The sequence below is a fragment of the Neisseria brasiliensis genome (assembly GCF_009671065.1).
GTDB lineage: Bacteria > Pseudomonadota > Gammaproteobacteria > Burkholderiales > Neisseriaceae > Neisseria > Neisseria brasiliensis.
The window spans coordinates 89,701-111,634 of the sequence record NZ_CP046027.1 but is presented as its reverse complement, the minus strand read 5'-3'; the positions used below and the strand labels follow the sequence as shown (position 1 = coordinate 111,634).

The window sequence follows — 21,934 nt, the reverse complement described above, 5'->3', positions numbered from 1 at the left end:
AGTTGATACAGCCAAACCGCCGGCAAATATTTGTCGGCGGTTTGTTGTATATCAATAAAGTTGATAGACCATGATATGCCTTTCTATAGCAGGCATTATTGGTGGTGAAAAAACAATAAAAAAGCGGATTAACCGGTAATCATCCCACTGTTATATGGTTGTCGGTGAGTTTGGAAACTTGGAACTTATATAATGACAACAATGACAACCATTAGCCGGGAGCGGGAAAGCAGATTGCTTGACCGTGTGTTATGGACGCTTTGCAGCAGCAATATTTTGGTGTGTATATTGAGCTTCTGTTTGCAACTGATTGCGCCTGAAGACGGAGGACAGGATTTAGAAAGCAAGCTACTGTTTAGATTGCATCGTTTTTTCGGTGTCAATGTTGAATCAAGCTTTGCTACTTGGTACAACGGCAGTTTGTGGTTTTGTGTTGCGGTGGCTTCAGTATTGATTGCGTTTCTGGGTAAGGATGATCGGTTTTTACGCCGCGGCGGTGTGTTTTTAGCATTGGTTGCAGCCGCAGCTTCTTTAGATGAAATTGCCCAAATGCATGAAAGCACAGCGATATTGGGCCAATTGGTAATGGGTTCTGCACAGGAAAATATGCCTATTTACGCGCATTTTTTATGGGTGGTACCGGGTTTGATTGTGAGTGCGCTGATTGGTTTATCATTGCTCAAGTTTATCCGTCGTCTGCCTGTAAGAGCCACACGCGGCATTATCGCAGGCGGTGTGATTTTTTTGCGGGAGCGCTGGGCATGGAAACACTTTCCGGATTGTGGAGCTTTCGCTACGGCGAAGAGGCTTATTATCAACTTTTGGTAACATTTGAAGAAGGCATGGAAATGACGGGTATTTCTGTTGCGCTGGTGTCTTTGCTTTCCGTGATTCATTTTCAGCCACAGCAAAAAGGCGTTAGCATGACACTTCAACAAAAGTTGGAGTAAATACTAAAAAAATACTTTCCTTTTTTTGTAAAAGGTGTATCATTGCGCCCACTTGCCAGTACGCTACGGGTCGGTTTTGCCGATTCCGGGCGTTTTTTCTTTTTAGTACCTACCGATTCAACCCATGGTCATAATCGGCGGCATACTATTCGAGACCGCGTACTGCATGGGGTGCGCAGCTTTTGGCTGTTAGCACCCATTGTGGGGGTTTTATCAAACGGTAAAACCTGTTCTTTAGGGCATTTTTATCTTTCCTGCCCGATAACCCTTATCCGAGATGGTAATCAGATATGAGCGTTACGCCTGTAAATCCTATTTCCAATGCCAGTAATGAGCATTACTTAACCCGTCAAAACGAGATGGAATCCAATGTCCGCAGCTATCCGCGCAAATTGCCGTTGGCAATTGCCAAAGCACAAGGCTGTTGGGTGACTGATGTTGAAGGCAATGATTATTTAGACTGCTTGGCCGGAGCCGGCACCTTGGCCTTGGGGCACAATCATCCTGCCGTGATTCAAAGCATTCAAGACACATTGGCCAGCGGTTTGCCCTTGCATACCTTAGACATCACCACGCCGTTGAAAGACGCGTTTTCCGAAGCTTTGTTGGCACATTTCCCCGGCGGCAAAGAAAATTATCGCCTGCAATTTTGCGGCCCGACCGGTGCCGATGCCACCGAAGCAGCGGTAAAACTGGCCAAAACCTTTACCGGACGCGGCAATGTCATCAGCTTTTCCGGCGGCTACCACGGTATGACCCAAGGCTCGTTGGCCTTAACCGGCAATTTGAGCGCGAAAAATGCGGTGCAAAACCTGATGCCGGGCGTGCAGTTTTTGCCGTATCCGCATGAATACCGTTGCCCGCTGGGTATTGGCGGTGAAGCCGGTGTCGATGCGCTGACTTATTATTTTGAAAACTTCATCGAAGACGTGGAAAGCGGCGCGGTGAAACCGGCTGCGGTGATTCTGGAAGCGATTCAGGGTGAAGGCGGTGTGGTGGTTGCGCCAACCAAATGGCTGAAAAAAATCCGCGAAGTGACCGCCAAACACGGCATTTTGATGATTGTGGACGAAGTGCAGGCCGGTTTCTGCCGTTCGGGCAAAATGTTTGCCTTCCAACATGCCGAGATTGAACCGGATGTGGTGGTGATGTCGAAAGCGGTTGGTGGCAGCTTGCCGTTGGCTGTGTTGGCGATTAAAAAAGAATTTGATGCTTGGCAGCCGGCCGGTCACACCGGTACTTTCCGCGGCAACCAATTGGCAATGGCCACCGGCTATGCTTCGCTGGAAGTGATGAAAACGCAAAACTTGGCGCAAAACGCGCAAACGCAGGGTGATTTCATTCAAGCCGAGTTGAACAAAATGGCACAAGAATTTCCATGTATCGGCAACGTGCGCGGTCGCGGTTTGATGATCGGCATTGAAATTGTCGATGAGCGTCTGCCTGCCGACCACATAGGTTCGCTGCCGGCCGATGCCGAGTTGGCAGCAGAAATTCAAAAAGCCTGCTTTGCCAATAAATTATTGCTGGAACGCGGCGGCCGCAACGGCACAGTCGTGCGCATCTTGGCTCCGCTGATTATCAGTCGCGAAGAGAGCGAAGAATTTTTGCGCCGCTTCCGCCAATCATTGGCTGACGCGCTGAAGAAAGTGCGGGGCGCATAATGGCAGATTTTGCACAACACCAACGCGCATTGCTGTGTAATCATCCGCAATCAGTTGCCGATTATCAGGCGGCAATGAATGATGCGGTGCAAGCGGTGGCAGCGTGGTTAAACGAAGACAAAATGTACACCGGCGGCAGCATTCGCCAATTGCGTGAAAAAGTATCGTTTAGGCCGTCTGAAAACGGTTTGGGCTTGAATGATGCCTTGCAACGCGCGGTAGAACTATTTTTAAACAACAGCTTAAAGGTACATCATCCGCATTCTTTGGCGCATTTGCATTGCCCGACCTTAGTCGCGAGCCAAGTGGCGGAAGTGTTGATTAACGCCACCAACCAATCAATGGATTCATGGGATCAAAGCCCGGCGGCTTCATTGATGGAAGTGCAGATGATCGACTGGCTGCGCCAAAAGCTCGGCTACGGCAAAGGCACGGCGGGTGTGTTTACCTCCGGCGGTACGCAATCCAATCTGATGGGCGTATTGCTGGCACGCGATGCCTGCATTGCCAAACACTGGCAAACTTCAGACGGCCTCGAATGGAGCGTGCAACGCGATGGCTTGCCGCCCGATGCGCTACAAAAAGTGAAAGTGGTTTGCTCGGAAAACGCGCATTTTTCGGTACAGAAAAACATGGCGATGATGGGCATGGGCTTCCAGTCGGTGGTCACTGTGCCGACCAACCGCTATGGCCAAATCGATACCGCTGCATTGGCGCAAACGCTCGACCGTTTGACAGACGAGGGCAAAATCATTGCCTGCGTGGTCGCCACTGCGGGCACCACCGATGCCGGTGCGATTGACGATTTGAAAGCCGTACGCGCCGAAGCCGACCGCCACGGCGCGTGGGTGCACATCGATGCGGCATGGGGTGGTGCTTTGCTGCTGTCGAATGAGTTCCGCCATATGATTGACGGCATTGAGTTGGCTGATTCGGTGACGCTTGATTTTCACAAACACTTTTTCCAAAGCATTTCCTGCGGTGCGTTTTTGCTGAAAAACGAAGCAGATTTCCGCTTTATTCATTACGAAGCCGAATATCTGAATTCTGCTTACGATGCCGAACACGGTGTGCCGAATTTGGTGTCGAAATCGCTGCAAACCACACGCCGCTTCGATGCCTTGAAATTGTGGCTCACCATCGAAGCTTTGGGCGAAACGCTGTACGGTTCGATTATCGACAACGGCATTAAGCTGGCAAAAGAAGTCGAGCAGCACATCAACGCCACCGACGAATTGGAAATGACACTTGCGCCGCAGTTTGCCTCAATTTTGTTCCGCGTTAATCCGCAAGGCTATCCGGCTGAACACATCGACAGCCTGAATCAAAACGTGGCCGACGAATTGTTCGCACGTGGGGAAGCCAATATCGGTGTCACCAAAGTCGGCGGTGTGCAATCATTGAAAATGACCCTGCTCAGCCCGATTGCCACGCTGGAGAACGTGAAAAAGCTGTTGGCACAAGTGCAGCAAGAAGCTGAACGCATTAAAGATGCGATTGAGGCGGGCAGCTACACGCCGCCGATTGATTAATGCTTTGATATAAGTAATCAAGCCCAAAGGCCGTCTGAAACAAATCCTGTTTCAGACGGCTTTTTTTTGTGAAGTGAGTTATTTCGGGTGCCGCGTTAAATTTGACCTATGTTAAACGACTATTGTATTTTTTAAAATTATATTGTTCAAAATATAAAATGCGCGTATGATGGTTTTCATCGTATTAAAAGCTGGTTGAGCTTGAAGAAATATTGTTTCCCTGTAAATCATTGATGACAATTTGGAGTAATTACCATGATTAAACTGCATTACTTAAACAACTCTTGTTCGCACCGTATTGCGTGGTTGTTGGAAGAATTGGGTGTGGATTACGATGTGGCGGTGTATTACCGCTTGCCGGAGACCAATCTTGCACCGGATGAATTGAAAGCGCTGCATCCTTTGGGCAAGGCGCCGGTGTTGCAAGATGGTGCGCTGACCTTGGCTGAGGGTAATGCGATGATTTTGCATTTGCTTGACCGCTATGATGACGAGCGCCGCTTTATGCCGGCTGCAAAAAGCGATGAGTATTCGCAATTTGCTTATTGGTTAAGCGTGGCGGCTTCGATGTTTTCTGCCAATTTATTGGGCATGATGTCGAAGAAATTTGATTTCGGTGCCTACAATGATTACGCGGCAGGGCAGGTGGCTTTGTATTTTAATCATGTTGAGCAAACACTTAACGGCAAAACATGGATTACCGGCGAGCAGCTGACCGGCGCAGATTTTGCCTTGAGTTTTCCGCTGCAATGGGGTTTGGGGCAGGCGAATCCGACCGATTACCCGAATATTGTGCGCTATGTGCAGCAAATCGAATCGCGTCCGGCTTATCAGCGCGTGGCAGAAAAAACCGGCTGTGAATTGTGCTTAAACCAATTCTGATTTAAATTTTCAGACGGCCTGAAATAAATAGGAAGCTGTAGTAACCTATTGACTTTATTTGAATTCGACAGTGGTGTATTGCTTTAGAATGACTTTGTTGTTGCGTAAATAATCAGGCCGTCTGATTTTTCTGTTGGGCAGTGAGCCCGATTAAATTTAGGTTGGGTGGTGCAGGTTTGGTTTAATCACAGCATGGATATTCGATGAGTAATTACCTACTGAATTAAAAATTTTACAAAATTACATTGTACACAATTTAATTGTTAGATATAATGTTTCAATGTCTAAGTTTGGAGCAAGCAAATGAATAAAATCCACGATTTATTAAATGAGATGTTGGCGGTTTATTGGTCAGCAAGTATTCAGCACCGTAGTCATGTGGCGGTGATTGATGCGGAAGGGGCAAGCTTGATGGCGACTGAGATGGAAAGCAAAATTGCTGATGAGCCGGAAACGATTATCAAGCTGCAAAATCGCCTGCTTGATTTGGGTGGCCAAATTCGTTTTACCATCAAGCAACCCAATATTGGCAGTAATTTACGCGAAGCTTTGGAAAATGATTATGAGCTGCAAAAAATGCGCGTATTGGTTTAAATCAATGGGCAGAAACAGCAAGCAACGAACACGATGCCACCACGCGCATCTTAATTGAAGAAATTTTGGCAGACGAAGAAGAGCATTTGTCTTGGTTGGAGCAAGAATTGAATTTGCTGGAAAAACTGGGCGAGCCGCTTTATTTGTCGAAAAGAATGTAATTTAAGTTTTGATTTTATTTTTGATTTTCCCAACTTATTAAATTGAAAGGAACGTAACATGAAAATTTTCTACCACACTTCAGCCACAGCTACCGGCGGCCGCGATGGTCACACTCAAGTTGATGACGGTTCAATCGGTTTCGATTTGGTCAGCTTTCAAAACGAAAGCGGCAAAACCGGCACCAATCCTGAGCAGCTTTTCGCCATGGGCTATGCGGCTTGTTTCGACAGCGCGATGAACCACGTTGCGCCGACTTTGGGTCTCAAACCAACTAAATCCAGTACTACCGTGGGTGTGGGCATCGGTCAAAAAGCCGGTGGCGCATTCTCTTTGGATTTGGATATCACCATCACCGTAGAAGGTTTGAGCGTAGAAGAAGCAAAAACACTGATCCAAAAAGCACACGAAGTCTGCCCATACTCAAATGCGACCCGCGGCAATGTGGACGTACGCTTGCATGTGAATGTGGTACAAACATTTGATTTGTAAAATCAAGCAAGAGGCCGTCTGAAATTTCAGACGGCCTTTTATCTTGATAATCAATCGGAAAAGGATATGAAAATGTTAGATTTTTCAACAACAGCCCAAACACGCAAATCCATTCGTGAATATCTGCCTGAACCATTGAGCCAAGCAGAGCTGGACGCGGTATTAAAAGATGCGCTGCGTGCCCCGTCTGCCGTGAACGCACAACCTTGGTTGGTGCATATTGTTTCGGGTGAGGAGCTGAAACGTTTGTCCGACAAGCTGGTTGAAGGATTCCGAACCGGTAATCTTGCGCCTGATTTTGTTTATGATCAGCACGCTTTTACTGGGGTGTATGAAGACCGCATGCGCGATTCTTACCAACGTCTGTATGACGCATACGGCATTTTGCGTGAAGACAAAGCAGGGCGTAAAAGTTTTGCCGAAGAAAATGCCCGCTTTTATGGCGCACCGCATGCCGCTTTCTTCTTTATGCCCGATATTACCGACAACGTGTTTACCGCATTGGATGTGGGCATGCTGGCGCAAAATTTTATGTTGTCGCTGACTGCACGCGGTTTCGGTAGTGTGCCGCAAATCGCGTTGATCTACAGCCCTGATGTGGTTCGCCAAGAATTGAATGTGCCTGATAACTACAAACTGGTGTTGGGCATGTCGTTTGGCAGACCCAAACCGGATTCTACTGCCAAGAGCTATATCCAACCGCGTGCCCCGCAAAGTGAAACAGTGGTATTTCATTCATAAGTTTTTGCAAATGTTTTGGATTTATGAGCGGTGATATAACTGGTTCACATTTATTTAAAATCAAAGGCCGTCTGAAATTTCAGACGGCCTTTGCTTTATGCAAACCTACAATTTAATGTCAATCGGCATTTCAGCTGCCAATTCAAACAATACGGAAAACGTGCTGCCTTCGCCCAATGCACTTTCCACTTCGATTTTGGTGTCGTGCGCGGCCAAGGCATGTTTGGCGATGGCGAGCCCTAAGCCGGTGCCGCCGCTTTGGCGCGAGCGGCTGGTGTCAACACGGTAGAAGCGTTCGGTCAGACGCGGAATGTGTTCGGGGGCGATGCCGGGGCCGGTGTCACTGACGCTGAAGCGGACATGGTGTTCGCCTTCGGGTTTCAGGCTGATGTGTACTTTGCCGCCTTCGGGTGTGTAGCGCACGGCGTTGAACGCGAGATTGCTTAAGGCGCTGTACAACACAGGCTGAATGCCGCGAATGCTTAATTCCGGTTCGATGTCTTCGGTGATGTGGTGGCGGCCGTCTGAAAAGGTTTTGGTGCTTTCAAACAATTGTCGGCTCAGCAGGCTTAGGCTGATCAGCTCTTTGTTTTGCTCTTGGTGGTGCTGGCTTTCAAGCTTGGATAGGGTGAGCAAATCGTTGAGCAAATCGAGCATGCGGCTACCTTCTTTTTGCATCAGGCTGATGAATTGCTGGCGCTGCTCATCGGGAATATCGGGCATATCGCGCATGGTTTCCAAAAAGCCGTTGATGACGGTTAGCGGCGTGCGCAATTCGTGTGATACGTTAGCCACAAAGCTGGTGTGGCTGGCTTGCACCTGCTCGACGGTGCTGACGTCTTGGCTGATGAGCATTTGGGTGTTTTTTTCAAATGGGCAGCGGGTAATTAGCAGCGTGCGCGGAATCGGGTGATTTTGCGGCACGGCCAAGCGGATTTGTACCTGCTCGGTTTGTTCCATAAAGGCATGAAACTCGGGCAGGCGGATGAGGTTGAGCAAAATGCCGTTGCGGTCACGCTCGCGGTTGAGGTTGAAATGGGTGGCGGAAAGGCGGTTTTGCCATTCGATGCGCATGTCTTTATCCAAAATCATCACGCCGGTGGGCAGGGCTTCGGCAGCGCGGTTGAAACGCATCAAGGCATTTTTCAGTTTGCGCTTTTGCTTGCGGCGGTTGCGGCTTTGCTTGAGCAGGGTGGAAAACACTTCGTCCCAAATGCCGCTGGCAAAGGGAATGGATTCCGGCTCGGGATTTTTCAGCCAGTCGAGCAGTTTGTACATCTGGCGGATGTGCAGCAAACTGATGAAGCTGAGCGTGGCAAAGGCGACAATAAACGCGCCGGACACGCCCCAAAAGGCCAGTCCGGCGGCTGCGGCAAACAAAATGCCGAGTATGGAAGGAATCAGGTAAACGAGATTATTCATTGTTGTTGCCGAAACGGTAGCCGCCGCCGCGGACGGTTTGCACTAAATGTGACAGTTGGGCTTTTTCCAAGCCTTGACGCAAACGGCGGATGTGCACGTCAACGGTGCGCTCTTCAATAAAAACGTGATCGCCCCAAATCATGTCGAGCAATTGGCTGCGGCTGTAGAGGCGGTTGGGGTGTGCCATGAAAAAGTGTAAGATTTTGAATTCGCTTGGGTTGAGTTGCAATTCAATGCCTTCGGTGGTGCTAACTTTGCGGTTTTCTGCATCCAAGCGGATGCCGAAAATTTCTAAAACCTGTTTGCTTTTTTGCGGTGCCATGCGGCGTAGCAGGGCGTTGATGCGGGCGATGAGTTCGCGCGGTGAGAAAGGTTTTGTGATGTAGTCGTCGGCGCCGATGTTCAGGCCCAGCTCTTTGTCGCTTTCCTCGCTGCGGGCAGTGAGCATGATGATGGGCAGGTTTTGCGTGCGGGTCTGGCCGCGCAATTGTTGAATGTATTCGACGCCGGACACGTCGGGCAGCATATAGTCCATCAAGATAAGATCGGGCAATTCGTTTTTCAAAAGCTTCTCGGCATCGCTGACGCGCTCGGCGGTGGCCACGCGGTAACCGGCGGCTTCGAGATTGAAACGAATCAAGGTGGCAATCGCAGGCTCGTCTTCTACAATCAGGATATAGGCGGACATGTTTTTCTCTCTTTGTTGGGTTGCGTTTGACTTTCAGACGGCCTTGCAATCGGTTTGAAACACCATACGCAACATGGTTTTCATCAGGCCGTCTGAAAGGTATGGCTTCGGTTTCAGACGGCCTATTATTAAAGCGTTAAGCCATTCAAGTTTAACCGAATTTACCGGTAATATAGTCTTCGGTTTCTTTTTTGCTCGGCTTGGTGAAGATGGTTTTGGTGTCGCCCACTTCGACCAATTCGCCCAAATACATATACGCCGTGATGTCGGACACACGCGCGGCCTGCTGCATATTGTGGGTCACGATGGCGATGGTGTAATCGTGTTTGAGTTCGGTCACCAATTCTTCAATATAGGCGGTCGAAATCGGGTCGAGCGCGGAAGTGGGTTCATCCAGCAGCAAAACTTCGGGCTTGGTGGCAATCGCGCGGGCAATGCACAAACGCTGCTGCTGGCCGCCGGATAATGAATTGCCGCTTTGCTTGAGCTTGTCTTTCACTTCGCCCCACAGAGCCGATTTGTTTAATGCCCATTCTACACGGTCGTCCAATTCGCTGCGACTGAGTTTTTCATACAGTTTTACGCCGAAAGCGATGTTGTCGTAAATCGACATCGGAAACGGCGTTGGCTTTTGGAAAACCATGCCGACTTTGGCACGCAGCAGGTTCAAATCGACGTTTTTATCGAAAATGTTGCGGCCGTCGAGCAAAACTTCACCTTCGCCGCGGTTGCCCGGATACAGGTCGTGCATGCGGTTGAGTGCGCGCAGCAGGGTGGATTTGCCGCAGCCCGATGGGCCGATGAAGGCGGTGACTTGTTTTTCCGGAATTTCTAAATTGATGTTTTTCAACGCATGGAACGAGCCATAGTAGAAGTTGAAATCTTTTGTCACGATTTTGGCGGTCATTTTGTTTCCTTAATAGGATGAATGGTGTGGAGGGCGTATCGCCGGTCGGCTGACCTTATGATTTTTTCGCCGCCCCTAAATAGCGTGCCAGAATGTTGGCGACTAATACCGTTACGGCAATCAGCAAGGCCGCAGCCCAAGCCAGTTGGTGCCAGTCTTTATACGGGCTCATGGCAAATTGGTAGATGACGTTGGGCAAGTTGGCAATCGGCTGATTCATGTTGGTGCTGAAAAACTGGTTGTTCATTGCGGTAAACAGCAGCGGGGCGGTTTCGCCGGTGATGCGGGCAAAAGCCAAGATAATGCCGGTCAATACGCCTGCTTTGGCGGATTTTAAGGTCACCATCGTTACCAGCTTCCATTTCGGCGCACCGAGTGCAAAGGCCGCTTCGCGCAGGCTGTTTGGCACCAGCTTCAGCATGTTTTCGGTGGTGCGAACCACGACCGGAATCACCAATAACGACAGCGCCAACGAGCCAGCCCAGCCGGAAAAGTGGCCTTGTTTCACAACAACCAATTCATAGATAAACAAACCGATCACAATCGATGGTGCCGACAGCAAAATATCGTTCATAAAACGCGTGGCTTGTGCCAGCTTGCTGTTTTGGCCAAATTCCGCCAAATAAATGCCGCACATCAGGCCGATGGGTGTGCCGACCAACAGGCCAAACAAGGTGATCATAAAGCTGCCCAAAATGGCGTTGCGCAAACCGCCTTCCATGCCCGGCGGCGGGGTGTCGAGCGTAAACAGCGTGCCCGACAAACCGCTGAAGCCGTTGCTCAATAAGGTGTAGAAAATCCACGCCAGCCAAAATAAGCCGAATGCCATGGTGACGTAGGCCACGCCCAGATAAAAGCGGTTTTGCCACAAGCGGCGTTGGTAAATGCTGTTGCTCATGATTTTTTCCCTTCAGATTGCTGCATTCTGAGCAATAAGATTTTGGCGAAACACAGCACCACAAAAGTGATGAAAAACAGAATCAAGCCCAAGTAGAGCAGTGAGGATAAGTGCAGCGGGTCAACCGCTTCGGCAAATTCGTTTGCCAGTGCGGAAGTAATCGATACGCCGGAATTGAACAGGCTCGGGCTGATGTTGAAAGTATTGCCAATCACGAAGGTCACCGCCATGGTTTCGCCCAAAGCGCGACCCAAGCCCAAAATAATGCCGCCGATAACACCGGCTTTGGTGTAAGGCAAGACCACGTTGCGGATGACTTCCCATTGTGTGCTGCCCAAGCCGTAAGCCGCTTCTTTCAAAGGCTGCGGCGTGATTTCAAACACATCGCGCATCACGGAAGCAATAAATGGAATAATCATAATCGCCAAAATCAGCGAAGCGGTGAAAATGCCGATACCCATCGGCGCGCCTTGAAACAGCGAACCAATCACCGGAATCGCACCGAAATATTCAATGAAAAACGGCTGAAAGTGCTCAGCAAAGAAGGGCGCAAACACAAACAAACCCCACATACCGTAAATAATCGAAGGAATACCGGCCAATAATTCCACGCAAATGCCCAAAGGCTTACGCAGCCAAACCGGACAGAGTTCGGTCAAAAACACCGCAATACCGAAGCTCACCGGTACGGCAATCAGCAAGGCTAAGCCGGATGTCACAATCGTGCCGTAAATCGGTGCCAGTGCGCCATATTCGCTGGCCACGGCATCCCAGTTGGAAGAAGTAAAAAAGCCGAAACCGAATTTTTCAATACTCGGCATCGCGCCCAAAATCAGCGAGAGCAGAATCCCGCCCAAACTGGCCAAAACCAGTATGGCAAAAAAACGCGTCGAGCCGACAAACAGCGCATCAAGCTGCTGCTGGCGTTTGAGTTTCTGTGCGGAAGAGGTTTGCATGAGTGTGCCTTTTATAGATTTAATGAGGCCGGATACGCAGGGTGTGATGTAAAGAGGCCGTCTGAAAAAATGTATTGGCTAAAGAATACATTTTTGCTTTCAGACGGCCTGATTCATACATTATTTAGTGAAAACCGCCTGACCGTTTTCATCTTGGATGTTGGCCCATTCTTGACGTACCAAGTCTTTCACTTCGGCAGGCAACGGCACATAATCCAGTTTTTGAGCCGCTTCGTCACCGCTGGTGTAGGCCCAATCAAAGAATGCCAAAGCTGCTTTTGCTTTCGTCGCATCCGCATTTTTCTTGTGCATCAAAATGAATGTTGCCGCCGCCAAAGGCCACGCGTTGGCATCAGGCTGGTTGGTCAACACCAAGCTGAAGCCTTTTACGCTCTTCCAATCCACTTTAGAAGCCGCAGCGAAAGTTTCTTGCGAAGGCTGCACGAAATTACCGGCCGCGTTTTTCAATTGGATGTGCGACATATTGTTTTGTTTGGCATAGGCATACTCAACATAACCAATAGAGTTGGCCACGCGTGATACATAGTTCGCCACACCTTCGTTGCCTTTACCGGCTACGCCGCTGGCAGCCGTCGGCCATTTCACGGTATTGGCCGCGCCGACTTGGTCTTTCCAGCCGCTAGATACTTGGCTCAAGTAAGTGGTGAAAATGAAGCTGGTGCCCGAGCCGTCTGAACGGAATACGGTGGTAATATTCGCGTCAGGCAGTTTCACATCAGCGTTTAATTCTTGGATTTTCGGGTCGTTCCATTTGGTGATGGTGCCCAAGTAGATTTCGGCCAACAATTCACCGGTTAATTTCAATTGACCGGCTGCTACGCCTTCAACATTTACCACAGGCACCACGCCGCCAATTACGGTAGGGAATTGAACCAAACCTTCTTGTTCCAATTTTTCCGCATCCAAAGGTGAGTCGCTGGCGCCGAAATCAACGGTTTTCGCGGTAATTTGTTTCACACCGCCGGAAGAACCGATTGATTGGTAGTTGATGCGGTTGCCGCTTGCTTGTTGGAAAGCATTTGCCCATTGCACATAAACAGGTTGTGGGAATGATGCGCCGGCACCGGTCACATCCAAGCCCACCGGCTGCTGCTGGCCGTCAGCCGCTTTAGGCGCTTCATTTGTTGTTGCCGCCGCACCGGCTTTAGGTGCTTCAGGTGCTTTGGATTCGCCGCCACAAGCAGCCAATGCCAAAACAGTTGCGATACTTACCACGAAAGCAGATTTTTTCATTTTAGGTGTCCTTGTTAGGAGGGTTGTTTGGATAACGCGGCAAGTTTATCCAGCAAGTATTACAACTTCATGACAAATTCAAGGAAATGTTACAAACTGTTACATCATTCTGAAATGATACAAATCCGCCACGACGCAGCATTTAAAATCATCAATAGCTTGTGTACTCAATCCATAAACGTTATAATCGAACGTTTTCCAACCTTGCCTTTTACTTTTCGCATGGTAGAAGGCTGTTTATGAATCCATAAGGAGATAACATGCGTCATTACGAGATCGTGTTTATCGTTCATCCTGATCAAAGCGAGCAAGTGCCTGCGATGGTTGAACGTTACAAAGCCATGATTACCGAAGCCAACGGTACCATTCACCGTTTGGAAGATTGGGGTCGTCGTCAATTGGCTTACCCAATCAACAAAATTCACAAAGCACACTATGTTTTGATGAACGTAGAAACCACACCTGAAGTTGTGGCTGAGCTGGAAACTGCTTTCCGCTTCAATGATGCTGTATTGCGTCATCTGACCATCAAAACCAAAAACGCTGTTACCGAGCCATCTGTCATGATGGGCGGCGAGAAAACCAAAAACTTGCTGAACGGTGCGGCTGAAGAAGTTGCAGCAGCCGAATAAGATTGAATAATCTTATCCGCCTTACCGCCCGGCTCGCCGAAATCGGCACGCTGAGGTACACGCCGGCAGGCATTCCTGTATTGGATATTGTGCTCAAGCATGAATCATGGCAGGAAGAAAACGGACAACAATGTCTGGTCAAATTCGACATGCCCGCGCGGATTTTAGGTAAGCAAGCTGAAGAATGGCAGTATCGGCAAGGCATGATGGTTGAAGCAGAAGGCTTTTTAGCGCAACGCAGTCAACGCTTCCCGCGACCGATACTCCGCATACAGAACATTAAAGAATATAAAGGTTAAACGACAATGGCTCGTCAATCATTCAAACGTAGAAAATTCTGCCGTTTCACGGCTGAAAAAATCCAAGAAGTTGATTACAAACAAGTTGACTTGTTGAAAGACTTCATTTCTGAAAACGGCAAAATCATCCCTGCCCGCATCACCGGTACTAAAGCACACTACCAACGTCAATTGGCGGTTGCTGTGAAACGCGCACGTTTCCTGGCTCTGTTGCCTTACACCGATCAACACAAATAATTGGAGCTTAGAACATGCAAATTATTCTGTTAGAAAAAATCGGCGGCTTGGGTAATCTGGGCGACATCGTGACCGTGAAAAACGGCTATGCCCGTAACTTCCTGATTCCAACCGGTAAAGCCAAACGCGCTACCGAAGCCAACATGAAAGAATTCGAAGCACGTCGTGCCGAATTGGAAGCCAAACAAGCCGAAATCTTGGCTGATGCTAAAGCGCGTCAAGAAAAATTGGACGGTCAAACTGTTACCATCGCTCAAAAAGCCGGTGTTGACGGTCGTCTGTTCGGTTCTGTAACCAATGCCGACATCGCTGAAGCCATCGTTGCTTCAGGCGTTGAAGCTGCTAAAGCCAACGTACGTTTGCCAGAAGGCCCATTGAAAGCCGTTGGCGAATACGAAGTTGAAGTGGCTCTGCACACTGACGCTGTTGCGAAAATCAATGTTGTGGTGGTTCCTGCTGCCGAATAATCATTGATGAATCGTGATTGATTAAAAAGGCCGTCTGAAATTCAGACGGCCTTTTTTTATGGGTTTTATAAAGGCATTATTTTCAGATGGCCTGAGATAAATCCAAATATTCCACGTTTAATCTCAAAGGGTTTATCTAAGCGCTTAATTTTGTTACACTCAAGCCCTTTCTCACATTTACGGATATCCCATGAAAAAGTCTCTTGTATTCCTTTCCGTTGCCGTTATCGCGGCATTGGCTGCGTGCAGCACATCGAACAAGCCGAGCATCACCCGCGATGCGCAAGCAGTGAAACCGGTGAAGCAAGCCGAGAAGCGTCCGACTTTCGATGCTGCTGCCGAATCAGTGGCGAGCAGCGGTTTCAATGCCAATCCGAATGTGCAGAATTTTATCCGTTACGAAGCCGCTAAAGGCCGCTTGAGCGCTGCCGAATTGCAAAATTTCTTTGATGGTGTGGTGTACAAAGGCAACATCATCAATATTGTGTACCGCCCGGGCACATCGCGCCCATGGTATGAATTCCGCACCGGTAATTCGGGCGCGGCTAAATTCAACAATGGCCGCCAATTCTATGCCGACAACCGCGCAGTGATTGACGATGTGGCGCGCAAATACGGCGTACCGGCTGAGTTGATTGTGGCGATTATCGGCATTGAAACCAATTACGGCCGCAACACAGGCAGTTTCCGTGTGGCCGATGCCTTGAGCACGTTGGCGTTTGATTATCCGCGCCGTGCTGAGTTTTTCCAAAACGAATTGAGCGAATTACTGCTGATGGCGAAAGAAGAAAACCGCGATGTATTCAGCTTTAAAGGCAGCTACGCCGGTGCGATGGGTATGCCGCAATTTATGCCGTCGAGCTTCCGCAAGTGGGCGGTGGATTACGATGGTGACGGCCGCCGTGATATTTGGAACAACATCGGCGATGTGGCCGCATCGGTGGCCAATTACATGAAACAACACGGCTGGCAGACCGGCGGCAAAATGGTGGTGCCTGTGCGCCTGAACATCACGCCACACTTGCAGGCGATTATCGATGAGAAAACCGCGCTTACCCGCACCGTGGCTGATTTCAAAGCCTTGGGGGTGATGCCGCAAACGCCGGTAGCCGACCATGAAAAAGCAGTGTTGTATCGTTTGGAAACCAGCCCGGGTGTGTACGAATATTATTTGGGCTTGAATAATTTCTACAGCGTTTGGAAATACAACAACAGCCGCATGTATGTGACCGCCGTGCGCGATATTGCCAATGCCGTTGGCGCTGCCGGTTTGTAATCTCACTTACGCCAAAACCACTTTGTTGCCGCAACAAAGTGGTTTTGTTTATGGCGGCAAACAATGCATTTGCACGTTTATGCGCCAAAAATGTTAAAATGCATCATCTTTCAATAGGCCGTCTGAAAGAATAGATTGTTCAGGCGGCCTGATTATTATGAAGTAGAGAAAAGACATGGCTTATCAAGTGCTTGCCCGTAAATGGCGTCCGAAAACATTTGCCGATTTAGTCGGTCAAGAACACGTTGTCAAAGCATTGCGCAACGCTTTGGACGAAGGCCGTCTGCACCATGCCTATCTCTTGACCGGTACGCGCGGTGTCGGCAAAACCACTATTGCGCGTATTTTGGCCAAAAGCCTCAACTGCGAGCATGCCGACCACGGCGAACCGTGTGGCGTGTGCCAAAGCTGCACGCAAATTGATGCCGGCCGCTATGTCGATTTGCTGGAAATCGATGCCGCCTCAAATACCGGTATCGACAATATCCGCGAAGTATTGGAAAACGCGCAATACGCGCCGACTGCAGGCAAATACAAAGTTTATATTATCGATGAAGTGCATATGCTGTCGAAAAGCGCGTTCAACGCCATGCTGAAAACGCTGGAAGAGCCGCCTGAGCATGTGAAATTCATTTTGGCGACTACCGATCCGCATAAAGTGCCGATTACCGTGTTGAGCCGCTGCTTGCAGTTTGTATTGCGCAACATGACCACGCAGCAAGTGGCCGACCACTTGGCGCATGTGTTGGACAGTGAAACCATTCCTTACGAAGCCACTGCTTTGCAACTACTGGGCAGGGCGGCGGCAGGCTCGATGCGCGATGCCTTGAGTTTGCTTGATCAGGCGATTGCAATGGGTTCGGGTAAAGTGGCCGAACACGATGTGCGCCAGATGATTGGTGCGGTGGATAAACGCTACCTGTATGAATTGCTGCAAAGTGTAGTCAATCAAGATGGTCAAGCCTTGCTCAACAAGGCGCAAGAAATGGCCGCCCGCGCAATTGGTTTCGACAGCGCATTGAGCGAACTGGCAATGCTGTTGCAACGTTTGGCGCTGATTCAGGCCGTGCCCTCTGCCGTGGGCAATGACGACCCCGAGCGCGAAGCCTTGCTGCAATTGAGCCAAGCCATGAGCGGCGAGCAGATTCAGCTGTATTACCAATGCGCGATTCACGGCAAACAGGATTTGAGTTTGGCACCCGATGAATACGCCGGATTTGTGATGACTTTGCTGCGTATGCTGGCGTTTGCGCCTTTGGCCGCTCAAGCGCATGGCGTGAATGATGTGGTTGAACACACGCAATTGCAGGAAGTGGAACATAAGGAAACCGCTGCAAAAAAGCCGCTGACGATTCCGACGCCGTCTGAAAATCAACCCAATATTCAGACGGCATCAACTGCTGCGATCATGCCGTCTGAAAAAGAACCGCAAGCAAAAGACATTCCGCCGTGGGAGGAGCAGCCGGAAAATGAAACGGCAGAAACCGAGCCGTTTCAGACGGCCTCTGTTTCAAATGAGCTGCCTGCTGTTGCAGAAGAAACTCAGCCGCAACACATTGAAACGGAAAGCATTCCGATTCAACACTCAGCAGAAATTCAGACGGCCTCTGACGAATCTTATCAGCCGTCTGAACCCGATGAAGAAGACATGCCGCCGCCTTATTTCGGCGAAGATTCGTATGATTTTGCGGTAGAACCGGATACGCTGCCTGTGCCGCCGATTGCGGATGAAAGCGCTGAAACTGATGATGAGGAAGAGGACGAGCCGCAATTTATCGCCGTGCCTGATTTCCAGCCGGAAAATTGGGCATTGTTGGTACAGCGTTTTGCGAAAAAGCTTGGTGCCGCGCAAATGTTGGCGCAGCATGCCGCTTGGGTGAATTACAATCCTGATACGCATTTGATGACCTTGTCGCTCACCAGCGAAGCCAAAGCCACCACCAACAAAGAGCGTTTGGACAAAATCCAAAACGTGTTGGCCGCAGCTTATAATTTGCCGCTGAAGCTGCAAACCCAGCCGTGGCAAGATGATCAAGGTTGGGAAACGCCGACCATGCGCCGCCGGCGTTTGCAGCAAGAAGGGCGGCAACAGGCACAGGATTTGTTGGATGCCGATCCGACCGCGCAGCAGATTTTGCAAACCTTTGAAGCGCAATGGCTGCCGGATACGCTGGAATTAAAGCAAACCAACGAATCTTGATACTAAGGAATCAATACTTGAATCAGGCCGTCTGAAACCGATTGTCGGAAATATACGTTCAGACGGCCTTGAATCCTATTTCATCATTAGCCCGTGCAAGCAGGGGCAAAACCTGATAGGATTCGCCTTGAATAATTTTCTCATACACGCAAATTAGGAGCATACGATGTTCGGAAAAGCCGGATTAGGAGGGCTGATGAAGCAAGCCCAACAAATGCAGGAAAACATGAAAAAAGCCCAAGCCAAATTGGCTGAAACCGAAGTGAGTGGCGAAGCGGGCAACGGTTTGGTGAAAGTAACCATGACTTGTGCGCATGTGGTACGCAAACTCGACATCAGCGAAGACTTGATTAAAGAAGCGGCTGATGACAAAGAAATGTTGGAAGATTTGATTTTGGCCGCAGTAAACGATGCGTCTGCCAAAGCCGAAGAAACCAGCAACAAAACCATGGGCGCGTTTACCCAAGGTTTGCCGGCCGGTATGGGTGATTTTTTCCGTTAATCGGCCAAAGGGTTTGCTCAAAAATAACAAAACCGCTGTTTTGCTTAGGCAGAAACAGCGGTTTTGTTATTGATGAGTTTAAAGAGCGAAATGATAAAAGGCCGTCTGAAAGATTATCTTTCAGACGGTCTCATTCAATCAATCATGGAAAATCAATACATGCCTTCGCGCTCTTCGCGGGTAGAAATGTAGATGTTTTTCACTTGAGTGTAAGCAGCCAACATCATTTTGTGGGTTTCACGGCCGATACCGGAAGTTTTGTAGCCGCCAAACGGTGCGTGTGCAGGCAGGCGGTTGTAGCAGTTTACCCAGACGCGGCCGGTTTCCAAGGCGCGTGATACGCGCAAGCAACGGTTGATGTCTTTACTCCAAACACCGCCGCCCAAGCCGTATTCTGAATCATTGGCCATTTTGATGACTTCTTCTTCAGTTTTGAACTTGATGACAGTCGCTACCGGGCCGAAGATTTCTTCTTGGGCAACGCGGGCATCGTTGTCTTTGGCTTCGATCAAAGTTGGCTCCAAGAATGCGCCGCCGGCCAAATCGCCTTCGGCTTTTTTACCGCCGGTAATGATGCGGCAGCCTTCTTGTTCACCGATTTTCACATATTTCAAAATGGTTTCCAATTGGCCGGCGTTGACTTGCGCGCCCATTTGGGTATCGTCTTCCCAAGGCAGACCGACTTTGACTTTCTTGAATTCTTCTGCCAAAGCTTCAACGAATTTGTCGTAAATACCTTCTTGCACGAAAATACGCGAACCGGCACAGCACACTTGGCCTTGGTTGAATAAAATACCTTTTTGCGCACCTTCAAGCGCTTTGTCAAACGGCATGTCGTCGAAGAAAATGTTGGCTGATTTACCGCCCAATTCCAAAGTGGCCGGAATCAACATTTCTGCAGCTGCGATACCGATGCGGCGGCCGACTTCGGTCGAGCCGGTAAAGGCCAGCTTGTTGAAGCCTTTGTGATGCAGCATGTATTCGCCGGATTTCGAACCTTTACCGGTGATCACGTTGAACACGCCTTTTGGCAACACATCATTCACTTTTTGCGCGAAAGACAGCAGGCTCAGTGAAGTGCTGGAAGAAGGGTGCAATACGATGGTACAACCGGCCGCCAATGCAGGCGCGATTTTCCAAGCAGCCATCAAGAATGGGAAGTTCCACGGAATGATTTGACCAACTACGCCGATTGGCTCGCGCAAAATCAGCGACAAATCTTCTTCGTCCAATTGGGTGGCCGTGCCTTCTTCGCCGCGAATCACACCGGCAAAGTAGCGGAAATGATCGGAAGCCAACGGAATGTCGGCAGCACGGGTCTCGCGGATTGGTTTGCCGTTATCGAGGGTTTCTTGCAGGGCGAACAATTCGGCGTTTTCATCAATGATGTCGGCGATTTTGTTCAAGATTGCGGCGCGTTCGGTAACGGTGGTTTTTTTCCAGGTTTTGAATGCTTCTTGGGCGGCGGCAACGGCGGCATCTACGTCAGCATCGCTGGCATCAACGAATTTAGCCAATTCTTCGCCATTGGCCGGGTTAGTGGAAGTCAATAATTTACCTTCGCTTCCCTTGGTCCATTCGCCGTTGATTAATAAGCCGTATTCTTTGTCAAAAACGTTTAAATCTTTTGCCATGTTGCTGTCTCCTGTATTTTTTAGCAGTTGTAGTTGACTGTAAGCGAAACGCTTAAGGGCTAGCATAGTATTTTTTGCTATTGAGTTCAAGCGTTAAAAATGCAAAGAAATATGAATTAACAAAGCGAAAGAATGCGGAAGAAAATCAATTAATTCAATAAAATCAATTGGTCAGGGATTGAGGCCGTATGAAAAAATAAATTTTATTTAAATATAATCAGTTGCTTGTTCGATTGGAAAATACATCAATAAATATGTTATGTTATAACAAATTTTAATAAATTCAATACGATGCAGCTTGACGGAACTAATTTTGAAGTACATACTTAAATCGTGATGTAACGAGCGAAATCATCATGTGTATGGTTTGTTCATGTATGATTGAATGCGTGCATCCCGTTATTGCAATGAAATACCATTCTATCAGTTAAGCCAAACAAGGAGTGTTACTATGAAAATGCGTGCAGTGGTAGTGAATCAAGCTGTTGAAGGTGATGTAGAAGTTGTAGAGCGCGACATCCGCGAATTGGAAGCGGGCGAAGCTTTGGTAGAAATTGAATATTGCGGTGTGTGTCATACTGACTTGCACGTTGCTGCGGGTGATTACGGCGAAAAACCGGGTCGTGTTTTGGGTCACGAAGGCATCGGTAAAGTCAGCAAAGTAGCTGATGACGTAAAAAGCTTGAAAGTCGGCGACCGTGTGAGTATCGCGTGGCTGTTTGAAAGCTGTGGTTCTTGTGAATATTGTAATACCGGCCGTGAAACTTTGTGCCGTACTGTATTGAATGCCGGTTATACTGCAGATGGCGGCATGGCGACACACTGTATCGTTACTGCCGATTACGCGGTGAAAGTGCCGGATGGTTTGGATCCTGCGCAAGCCAGCTCGATTACTTGCGCCGGTGTGACCACTTATAAAGGTGTGAAAGTATCGAATGTGCGTCCGGGTCAATGGATTGCCGTATATGGTGCTGGCGGCTTGGGTAACTTGGGTGTGCAATACGCGAAAAAAGTATTTGGCGCGCATGTGATTGCCATCGATATTAATGATGACAAACTGGAATTTGCCAAAGAAAGCGGCGCTGATTTGGTGATTAATCCGCAAAAAGAAGACGCAGCCAAAGTGATTCAAGAAAAAGTCGGTGGCGCGCATGCCGCGATTGTGACGGCCGTTTCTTCCGCTGCATTTAATTCTGCCGTCAATGCCGTGCGTGCCGGTGGCCGCGTGGTGGCTATCGGTTTGCCACCAGAGTCTATGGATTTGTCGATTCCGCGCTTGGTATTAGACGGTATCGAAGTAGTCGGCTCTTTGGTGGGTACGCGCCAAGATTTGGCTGAAGCCTTCCAATTCGGTGCCGAAGGTTTGGTGGTACCAAAAGTACAATTGCGTGATTTGGATGAAGCGCCTGCGATTTTCCAAGAAATGCGTGAAGGTAAAATTACCGGCCGCATGGTAATTGACATGAAATGCGCTTGCGGTCACGAGCATTAATCTGACTTATTTATGAAGATTAAAAGTCGTCTGAATTGTTTTCAGACGGCTTTTTT

Annotated in this window: 22 protein-coding genes and 1 pseudogene; 16 read left to right on the top strand and 7 right to left on the bottom strand. The window is 49.0% G+C overall.

Features of this window, described 5'->3' with window-relative positions:
* Positions 1 to 201: 201 nt before the first annotated feature.
* The 8 genes and pseudogenes from GJV52_RS00605 to GJV52_RS00565 all read left to right on the top strand — a co-directional run bounded on the left by GJV52_RS00605 (position 202) and on the right by GJV52_RS00565 (position 7,014).
* Positions 202 to 828 (top strand): hypothetical protein, encoded by a 627-nt coding sequence (locus GJV52_RS00605; protein WP_154143185.1) that lies wholly within the window; start codon positions 202 to 204, stop codon positions 826 to 828.
* 412 nt (positions 829 to 1,240) lie between these two features.
* On the top strand, positions 1,241 to 2,614 hold the full coding sequence (locus GJV52_RS00595) for a diaminobutyrate--2-oxoglutarate transaminase (protein WP_095501802.1): 1,374 nt from the start codon (positions 1,241 to 1,243) through the stop codon (positions 2,612 to 2,614).
* Positions 2,614 to 4,146: a pyridoxal phosphate-dependent decarboxylase family protein gene (locus GJV52_RS00590; protein ID WP_095501801.1), complete on the top strand. Its 1,533-nt coding sequence runs from the start codon at positions 2,614 to 2,616 to the stop codon at positions 4,144 to 4,146. Before GJV52_RS00595 ends, GJV52_RS00590 begins: the two co-directional genes overlap by 1 nt.
* A gap of 255 nt (positions 4,147 to 4,401) precedes the next feature.
* Complete coding sequence (locus tag GJV52_RS00585; RefSeq protein WP_095501800.1) at positions 4,402 to 5,028, top strand: glutathione S-transferase family protein; 627 nt, start codon at positions 4,402 to 4,404, stop codon at positions 5,026 to 5,028.
* Positions 5,029 to 5,331: 303 nt separating this feature from the next.
* A complete protein-coding gene (locus GJV52_RS13150) occupies positions 5,332 to 5,622 on the top strand; it encodes a ferritin-like domain-containing protein (protein WP_095501799.1) in 291 nt (96 codons plus the stop codon).
* A pseudogene (locus tag GJV52_RS13480) lies at positions 5,613 to 5,687 on the top strand (hypothetical protein); the annotation flags it as partial. The gene GJV52_RS13150 and the pseudogene GJV52_RS13480, both read left to right, overlap by 10 nt.
* Positions 5,688 to 5,841: 154 nt before the next feature.
* A complete protein-coding gene (locus GJV52_RS00570; RefSeq protein WP_095501797.1) occupies positions 5,842 to 6,273 on the top strand; it encodes an organic hydroperoxide resistance protein in 432 nt (143 codons plus the stop codon).
* A 72-nt stretch (positions 6,274 to 6,345) separates the two neighbouring features.
* Positions 6,346 to 7,014 carry a nitroreductase family protein gene (locus GJV52_RS00565; RefSeq protein WP_095501796.1) on the top strand — a complete coding sequence of 223 codons (669 nt, stop codon included), beginning with the start codon at positions 6,346 to 6,348 and terminating at the stop codon, positions 7,012 to 7,014.
* A gap of 105 nt (positions 7,015 to 7,119) precedes the next feature.
* Here GJV52_RS00565 and phoR read toward each other — a convergent pair whose 3' ends face one another.
* From phoR to pstS, 6 genes are all read right to left on the bottom strand, one after another.
* Positions 7,120 to 8,436, bottom strand: a complete 1,317-nt coding sequence (phoR, locus tag GJV52_RS00560) for a phosphate regulon sensor histidine kinase PhoR (protein ID WP_095502633.1) — start codon at positions 8,434 to 8,436, stop codon at positions 7,120 to 7,122.
* Positions 8,429 to 9,124, bottom strand: coding sequence for a phosphate regulon transcriptional regulator PhoB (gene phoB, locus GJV52_RS00555; protein ID WP_095502632.1), 696 nt, complete (start codon positions 9,122 to 9,124; stop codon positions 8,429 to 8,431). The genes phoR and phoB overlap by 8 nt, the downstream gene beginning before the upstream one ends.
* A gap of 151 nt (positions 9,125 to 9,275) precedes the next feature.
* The gene (gene pstB / locus GJV52_RS00550) at positions 9,276 to 10,031 is read right to left on the bottom strand and encodes a phosphate ABC transporter ATP-binding protein PstB (protein WP_095502631.1); all 756 of its coding nucleotides are present in this window, start codon (positions 10,029 to 10,031) and stop codon (positions 9,276 to 9,278) included.
* A gap of 55 nt (positions 10,032 to 10,086) precedes the next feature.
* Positions 10,087 to 10,929 carry a phosphate ABC transporter permease PstA gene (pstA, locus tag GJV52_RS00545; RefSeq protein ID WP_100563001.1) on the bottom strand — a complete coding sequence of 281 codons (843 nt, stop codon included), beginning with the start codon at positions 10,927 to 10,929 and terminating at the stop codon, positions 10,087 to 10,089.
* Positions 10,926 to 11,885 carry a phosphate ABC transporter permease subunit PstC gene (pstC, locus tag GJV52_RS00540; RefSeq protein WP_100563003.1) on the bottom strand — a complete coding sequence of 320 codons (960 nt, stop codon included), beginning with the start codon at positions 11,883 to 11,885 and terminating at the stop codon, positions 10,926 to 10,928. The genes pstA and pstC overlap by 4 nt, the downstream gene beginning before the upstream one ends.
* Before the next feature lie 120 nt (positions 11,886 to 12,005).
* Positions 12,006 to 13,139, bottom strand: coding sequence for a phosphate ABC transporter substrate-binding protein PstS (gene pstS / locus GJV52_RS00535; RefSeq protein WP_100563005.1), 1,134 nt, complete (start codon positions 13,137 to 13,139; stop codon positions 12,006 to 12,008).
* Between the two features lie 260 nt (positions 13,140 to 13,399).
* Between pstS and rpsF the strand changes: the two genes are divergently transcribed.
* The 7 genes from rpsF (at position 13,400) to GJV52_RS00500 (ending at position 18,752) form a co-directional block, all read left to right on the top strand.
* On the top strand, positions 13,400 to 13,771 hold the full coding sequence (gene rpsF, locus GJV52_RS00530; RefSeq protein ID WP_095502627.1) for a 30S ribosomal protein S6: 372 nt from the start codon (positions 13,400 to 13,402) through the stop codon (positions 13,769 to 13,771).
* A complete protein-coding gene (gene priB, locus GJV52_RS00525) occupies positions 13,768 to 14,070 on the top strand; it encodes a primosomal replication protein N (RefSeq protein WP_195690074.1) in 303 nt (100 codons plus the stop codon). Before rpsF ends, priB begins: the two co-directional genes overlap by 4 nt.
* 6 nt (positions 14,071 to 14,076) lie before the next feature.
* Entirely contained in the window at positions 14,077 to 14,307 is a 231-nt protein-coding gene (rpsR, locus tag GJV52_RS00520; RefSeq protein WP_054599043.1) for a 30S ribosomal protein S18, read from the top strand.
* A gap of 14 nt (positions 14,308 to 14,321) precedes the next feature.
* Positions 14,322 to 14,774 carry a 50S ribosomal protein L9 gene (gene rplI, locus GJV52_RS00515; protein WP_095502625.1) on the top strand — a complete coding sequence of 151 codons (453 nt, stop codon included), beginning with the start codon at positions 14,322 to 14,324 and terminating at the stop codon, positions 14,772 to 14,774.
* A 190-nt stretch (positions 14,775 to 14,964) separates the two neighbouring features.
* Positions 14,965 to 16,050, top strand: a complete 1,086-nt coding sequence (gene mltB, locus GJV52_RS00510; protein WP_100563007.1) for a lytic murein transglycosylase B — start codon at positions 14,965 to 14,967, stop codon at positions 16,048 to 16,050.
* Between the two features lie 175 nt (positions 16,051 to 16,225).
* Positions 16,226 to 18,250 carry a DNA polymerase III subunit gamma/tau gene (gene dnaX / locus GJV52_RS00505; RefSeq protein WP_100563009.1) on the top strand — a complete coding sequence of 675 codons (2,025 nt, stop codon included), beginning with the start codon at positions 16,226 to 16,228 and terminating at the stop codon, positions 18,248 to 18,250.
* A gap of 166 nt (positions 18,251 to 18,416) precedes the next feature.
* Positions 18,417 to 18,752, top strand: coding sequence for a YbaB/EbfC family nucleoid-associated protein (locus GJV52_RS00500; protein WP_095502622.1), 336 nt, complete (start codon positions 18,417 to 18,419; stop codon positions 18,750 to 18,752).
* A gap of 152 nt (positions 18,753 to 18,904) precedes the next feature.
* On the opposite strand, the gene GJV52_RS00495 is transcribed toward GJV52_RS00500, so the two are convergent.
* The gene (locus GJV52_RS00495; protein WP_095502621.1) at positions 18,905 to 20,386 is read right to left on the bottom strand and encodes an aldehyde dehydrogenase family protein; all 1,482 of its coding nucleotides are present in this window, start codon (positions 20,384 to 20,386) and stop codon (positions 18,905 to 18,907) included.
* A gap of 451 nt (positions 20,387 to 20,837) precedes the next feature.
* Between GJV52_RS00495 and adhP the strand changes: the two genes are divergently transcribed.
* Positions 20,838 to 21,878, top strand: coding sequence for an alcohol dehydrogenase AdhP (adhP, locus tag GJV52_RS00490; protein WP_195690050.1), 1,041 nt, complete (start codon positions 20,838 to 20,840; stop codon positions 21,876 to 21,878).
* Positions 21,879 to 21,934: the final 56 nt, after the last annotated feature.

Coding starts and splice junctions, on each gene's coding strand:
- GJV52_RS00500 (WP_095502622.1), top strand. CDS start 18,417: ATGTTCGGAAAAGCCGGATTAGGAGGGCTGATGAAGCAAGCCCAACAA.
- phoR (WP_095502633.1), bottom strand. CDS start 8,436: ATGAATAATCTCGTTTACCTGATTCCTTCCATACTCGGCATTTTGTTT.
- GJV52_RS00495 (WP_095502621.1), bottom strand. CDS start 20,386: ATGGCAAAAGATTTAAACGTTTTTGACAAAGAATACGGCTTATTAATC.
- pstC (WP_100563003.1), bottom strand. CDS start 11,885: ATGCAAACCTCTTCCGCACAGAAACTCAAACGCCAGCAGCAGCTTGAT.
- GJV52_RS00565 (WP_095501796.1), top strand. CDS start 6,346: ATGTTAGATTTTTCAACAACAGCCCAAACACGCAAATCCATTCGTGAA.
- pstA (WP_100563001.1), bottom strand. CDS start 10,929: ATGAGCAACAGCATTTACCAACGCCGCTTGTGGCAAAACCGCTTTTAT.
- rplI (WP_095502625.1), top strand. CDS start 14,322: ATGCAAATTATTCTGTTAGAAAAAATCGGCGGCTTGGGTAATCTGGGC.
- dnaX (WP_100563009.1), top strand. CDS start 16,226: ATGGCTTATCAAGTGCTTGCCCGTAAATGGCGTCCGAAAACATTTGCC.
- GJV52_RS13150 (WP_095501799.1), top strand. CDS start 5,332: ATGAATAAAATCCACGATTTATTAAATGAGATGTTGGCGGTTTATTGG.
- phoB (WP_095502632.1), bottom strand. CDS start 9,124: ATGTCCGCCTATATCCTGATTGTAGAAGACGAGCCTGCGATTGCCACC.
- pstS (WP_100563005.1), bottom strand. CDS start 13,139: ATGAAAAAATCTGCTTTCGTGGTAAGTATCGCAACTGTTTTGGCATTG.
- rpsR (WP_054599043.1), top strand. CDS start 14,077: ATGGCTCGTCAATCATTCAAACGTAGAAAATTCTGCCGTTTCACGGCT.
- GJV52_RS00585 (WP_095501800.1), top strand. CDS start 4,402: ATGATTAAACTGCATTACTTAAACAACTCTTGTTCGCACCGTATTGCG.
- GJV52_RS00590 (WP_095501801.1), top strand. CDS start 2,614: ATGGCAGATTTTGCACAACACCAACGCGCATTGCTGTGTAATCATCCG.
- GJV52_RS00595 (WP_095501802.1), top strand. CDS start 1,241: ATGAGCGTTACGCCTGTAAATCCTATTTCCAATGCCAGTAATGAGCAT.
- adhP (WP_195690050.1), top strand. CDS start 20,838: ATGAAAATGCGTGCAGTGGTAGTGAATCAAGCTGTTGAAGGTGATGTA.
- GJV52_RS00605 (WP_154143185.1), top strand. CDS start 202: ATGACAACCATTAGCCGGGAGCGGGAAAGCAGATTGCTTGACCGTGTG.
- pstB (WP_095502631.1), bottom strand. CDS start 10,031: ATGACCGCCAAAATCGTGACAAAAGATTTCAACTTCTACTATGGCTCG.
- rpsF (WP_095502627.1), top strand. CDS start 13,400: ATGCGTCATTACGAGATCGTGTTTATCGTTCATCCTGATCAAAGCGAG.
- GJV52_RS00570 (WP_095501797.1), top strand. CDS start 5,842: ATGAAAATTTTCTACCACACTTCAGCCACAGCTACCGGCGGCCGCGAT.
- mltB (WP_100563007.1), top strand. CDS start 14,965: ATGAAAAAGTCTCTTGTATTCCTTTCCGTTGCCGTTATCGCGGCATTG.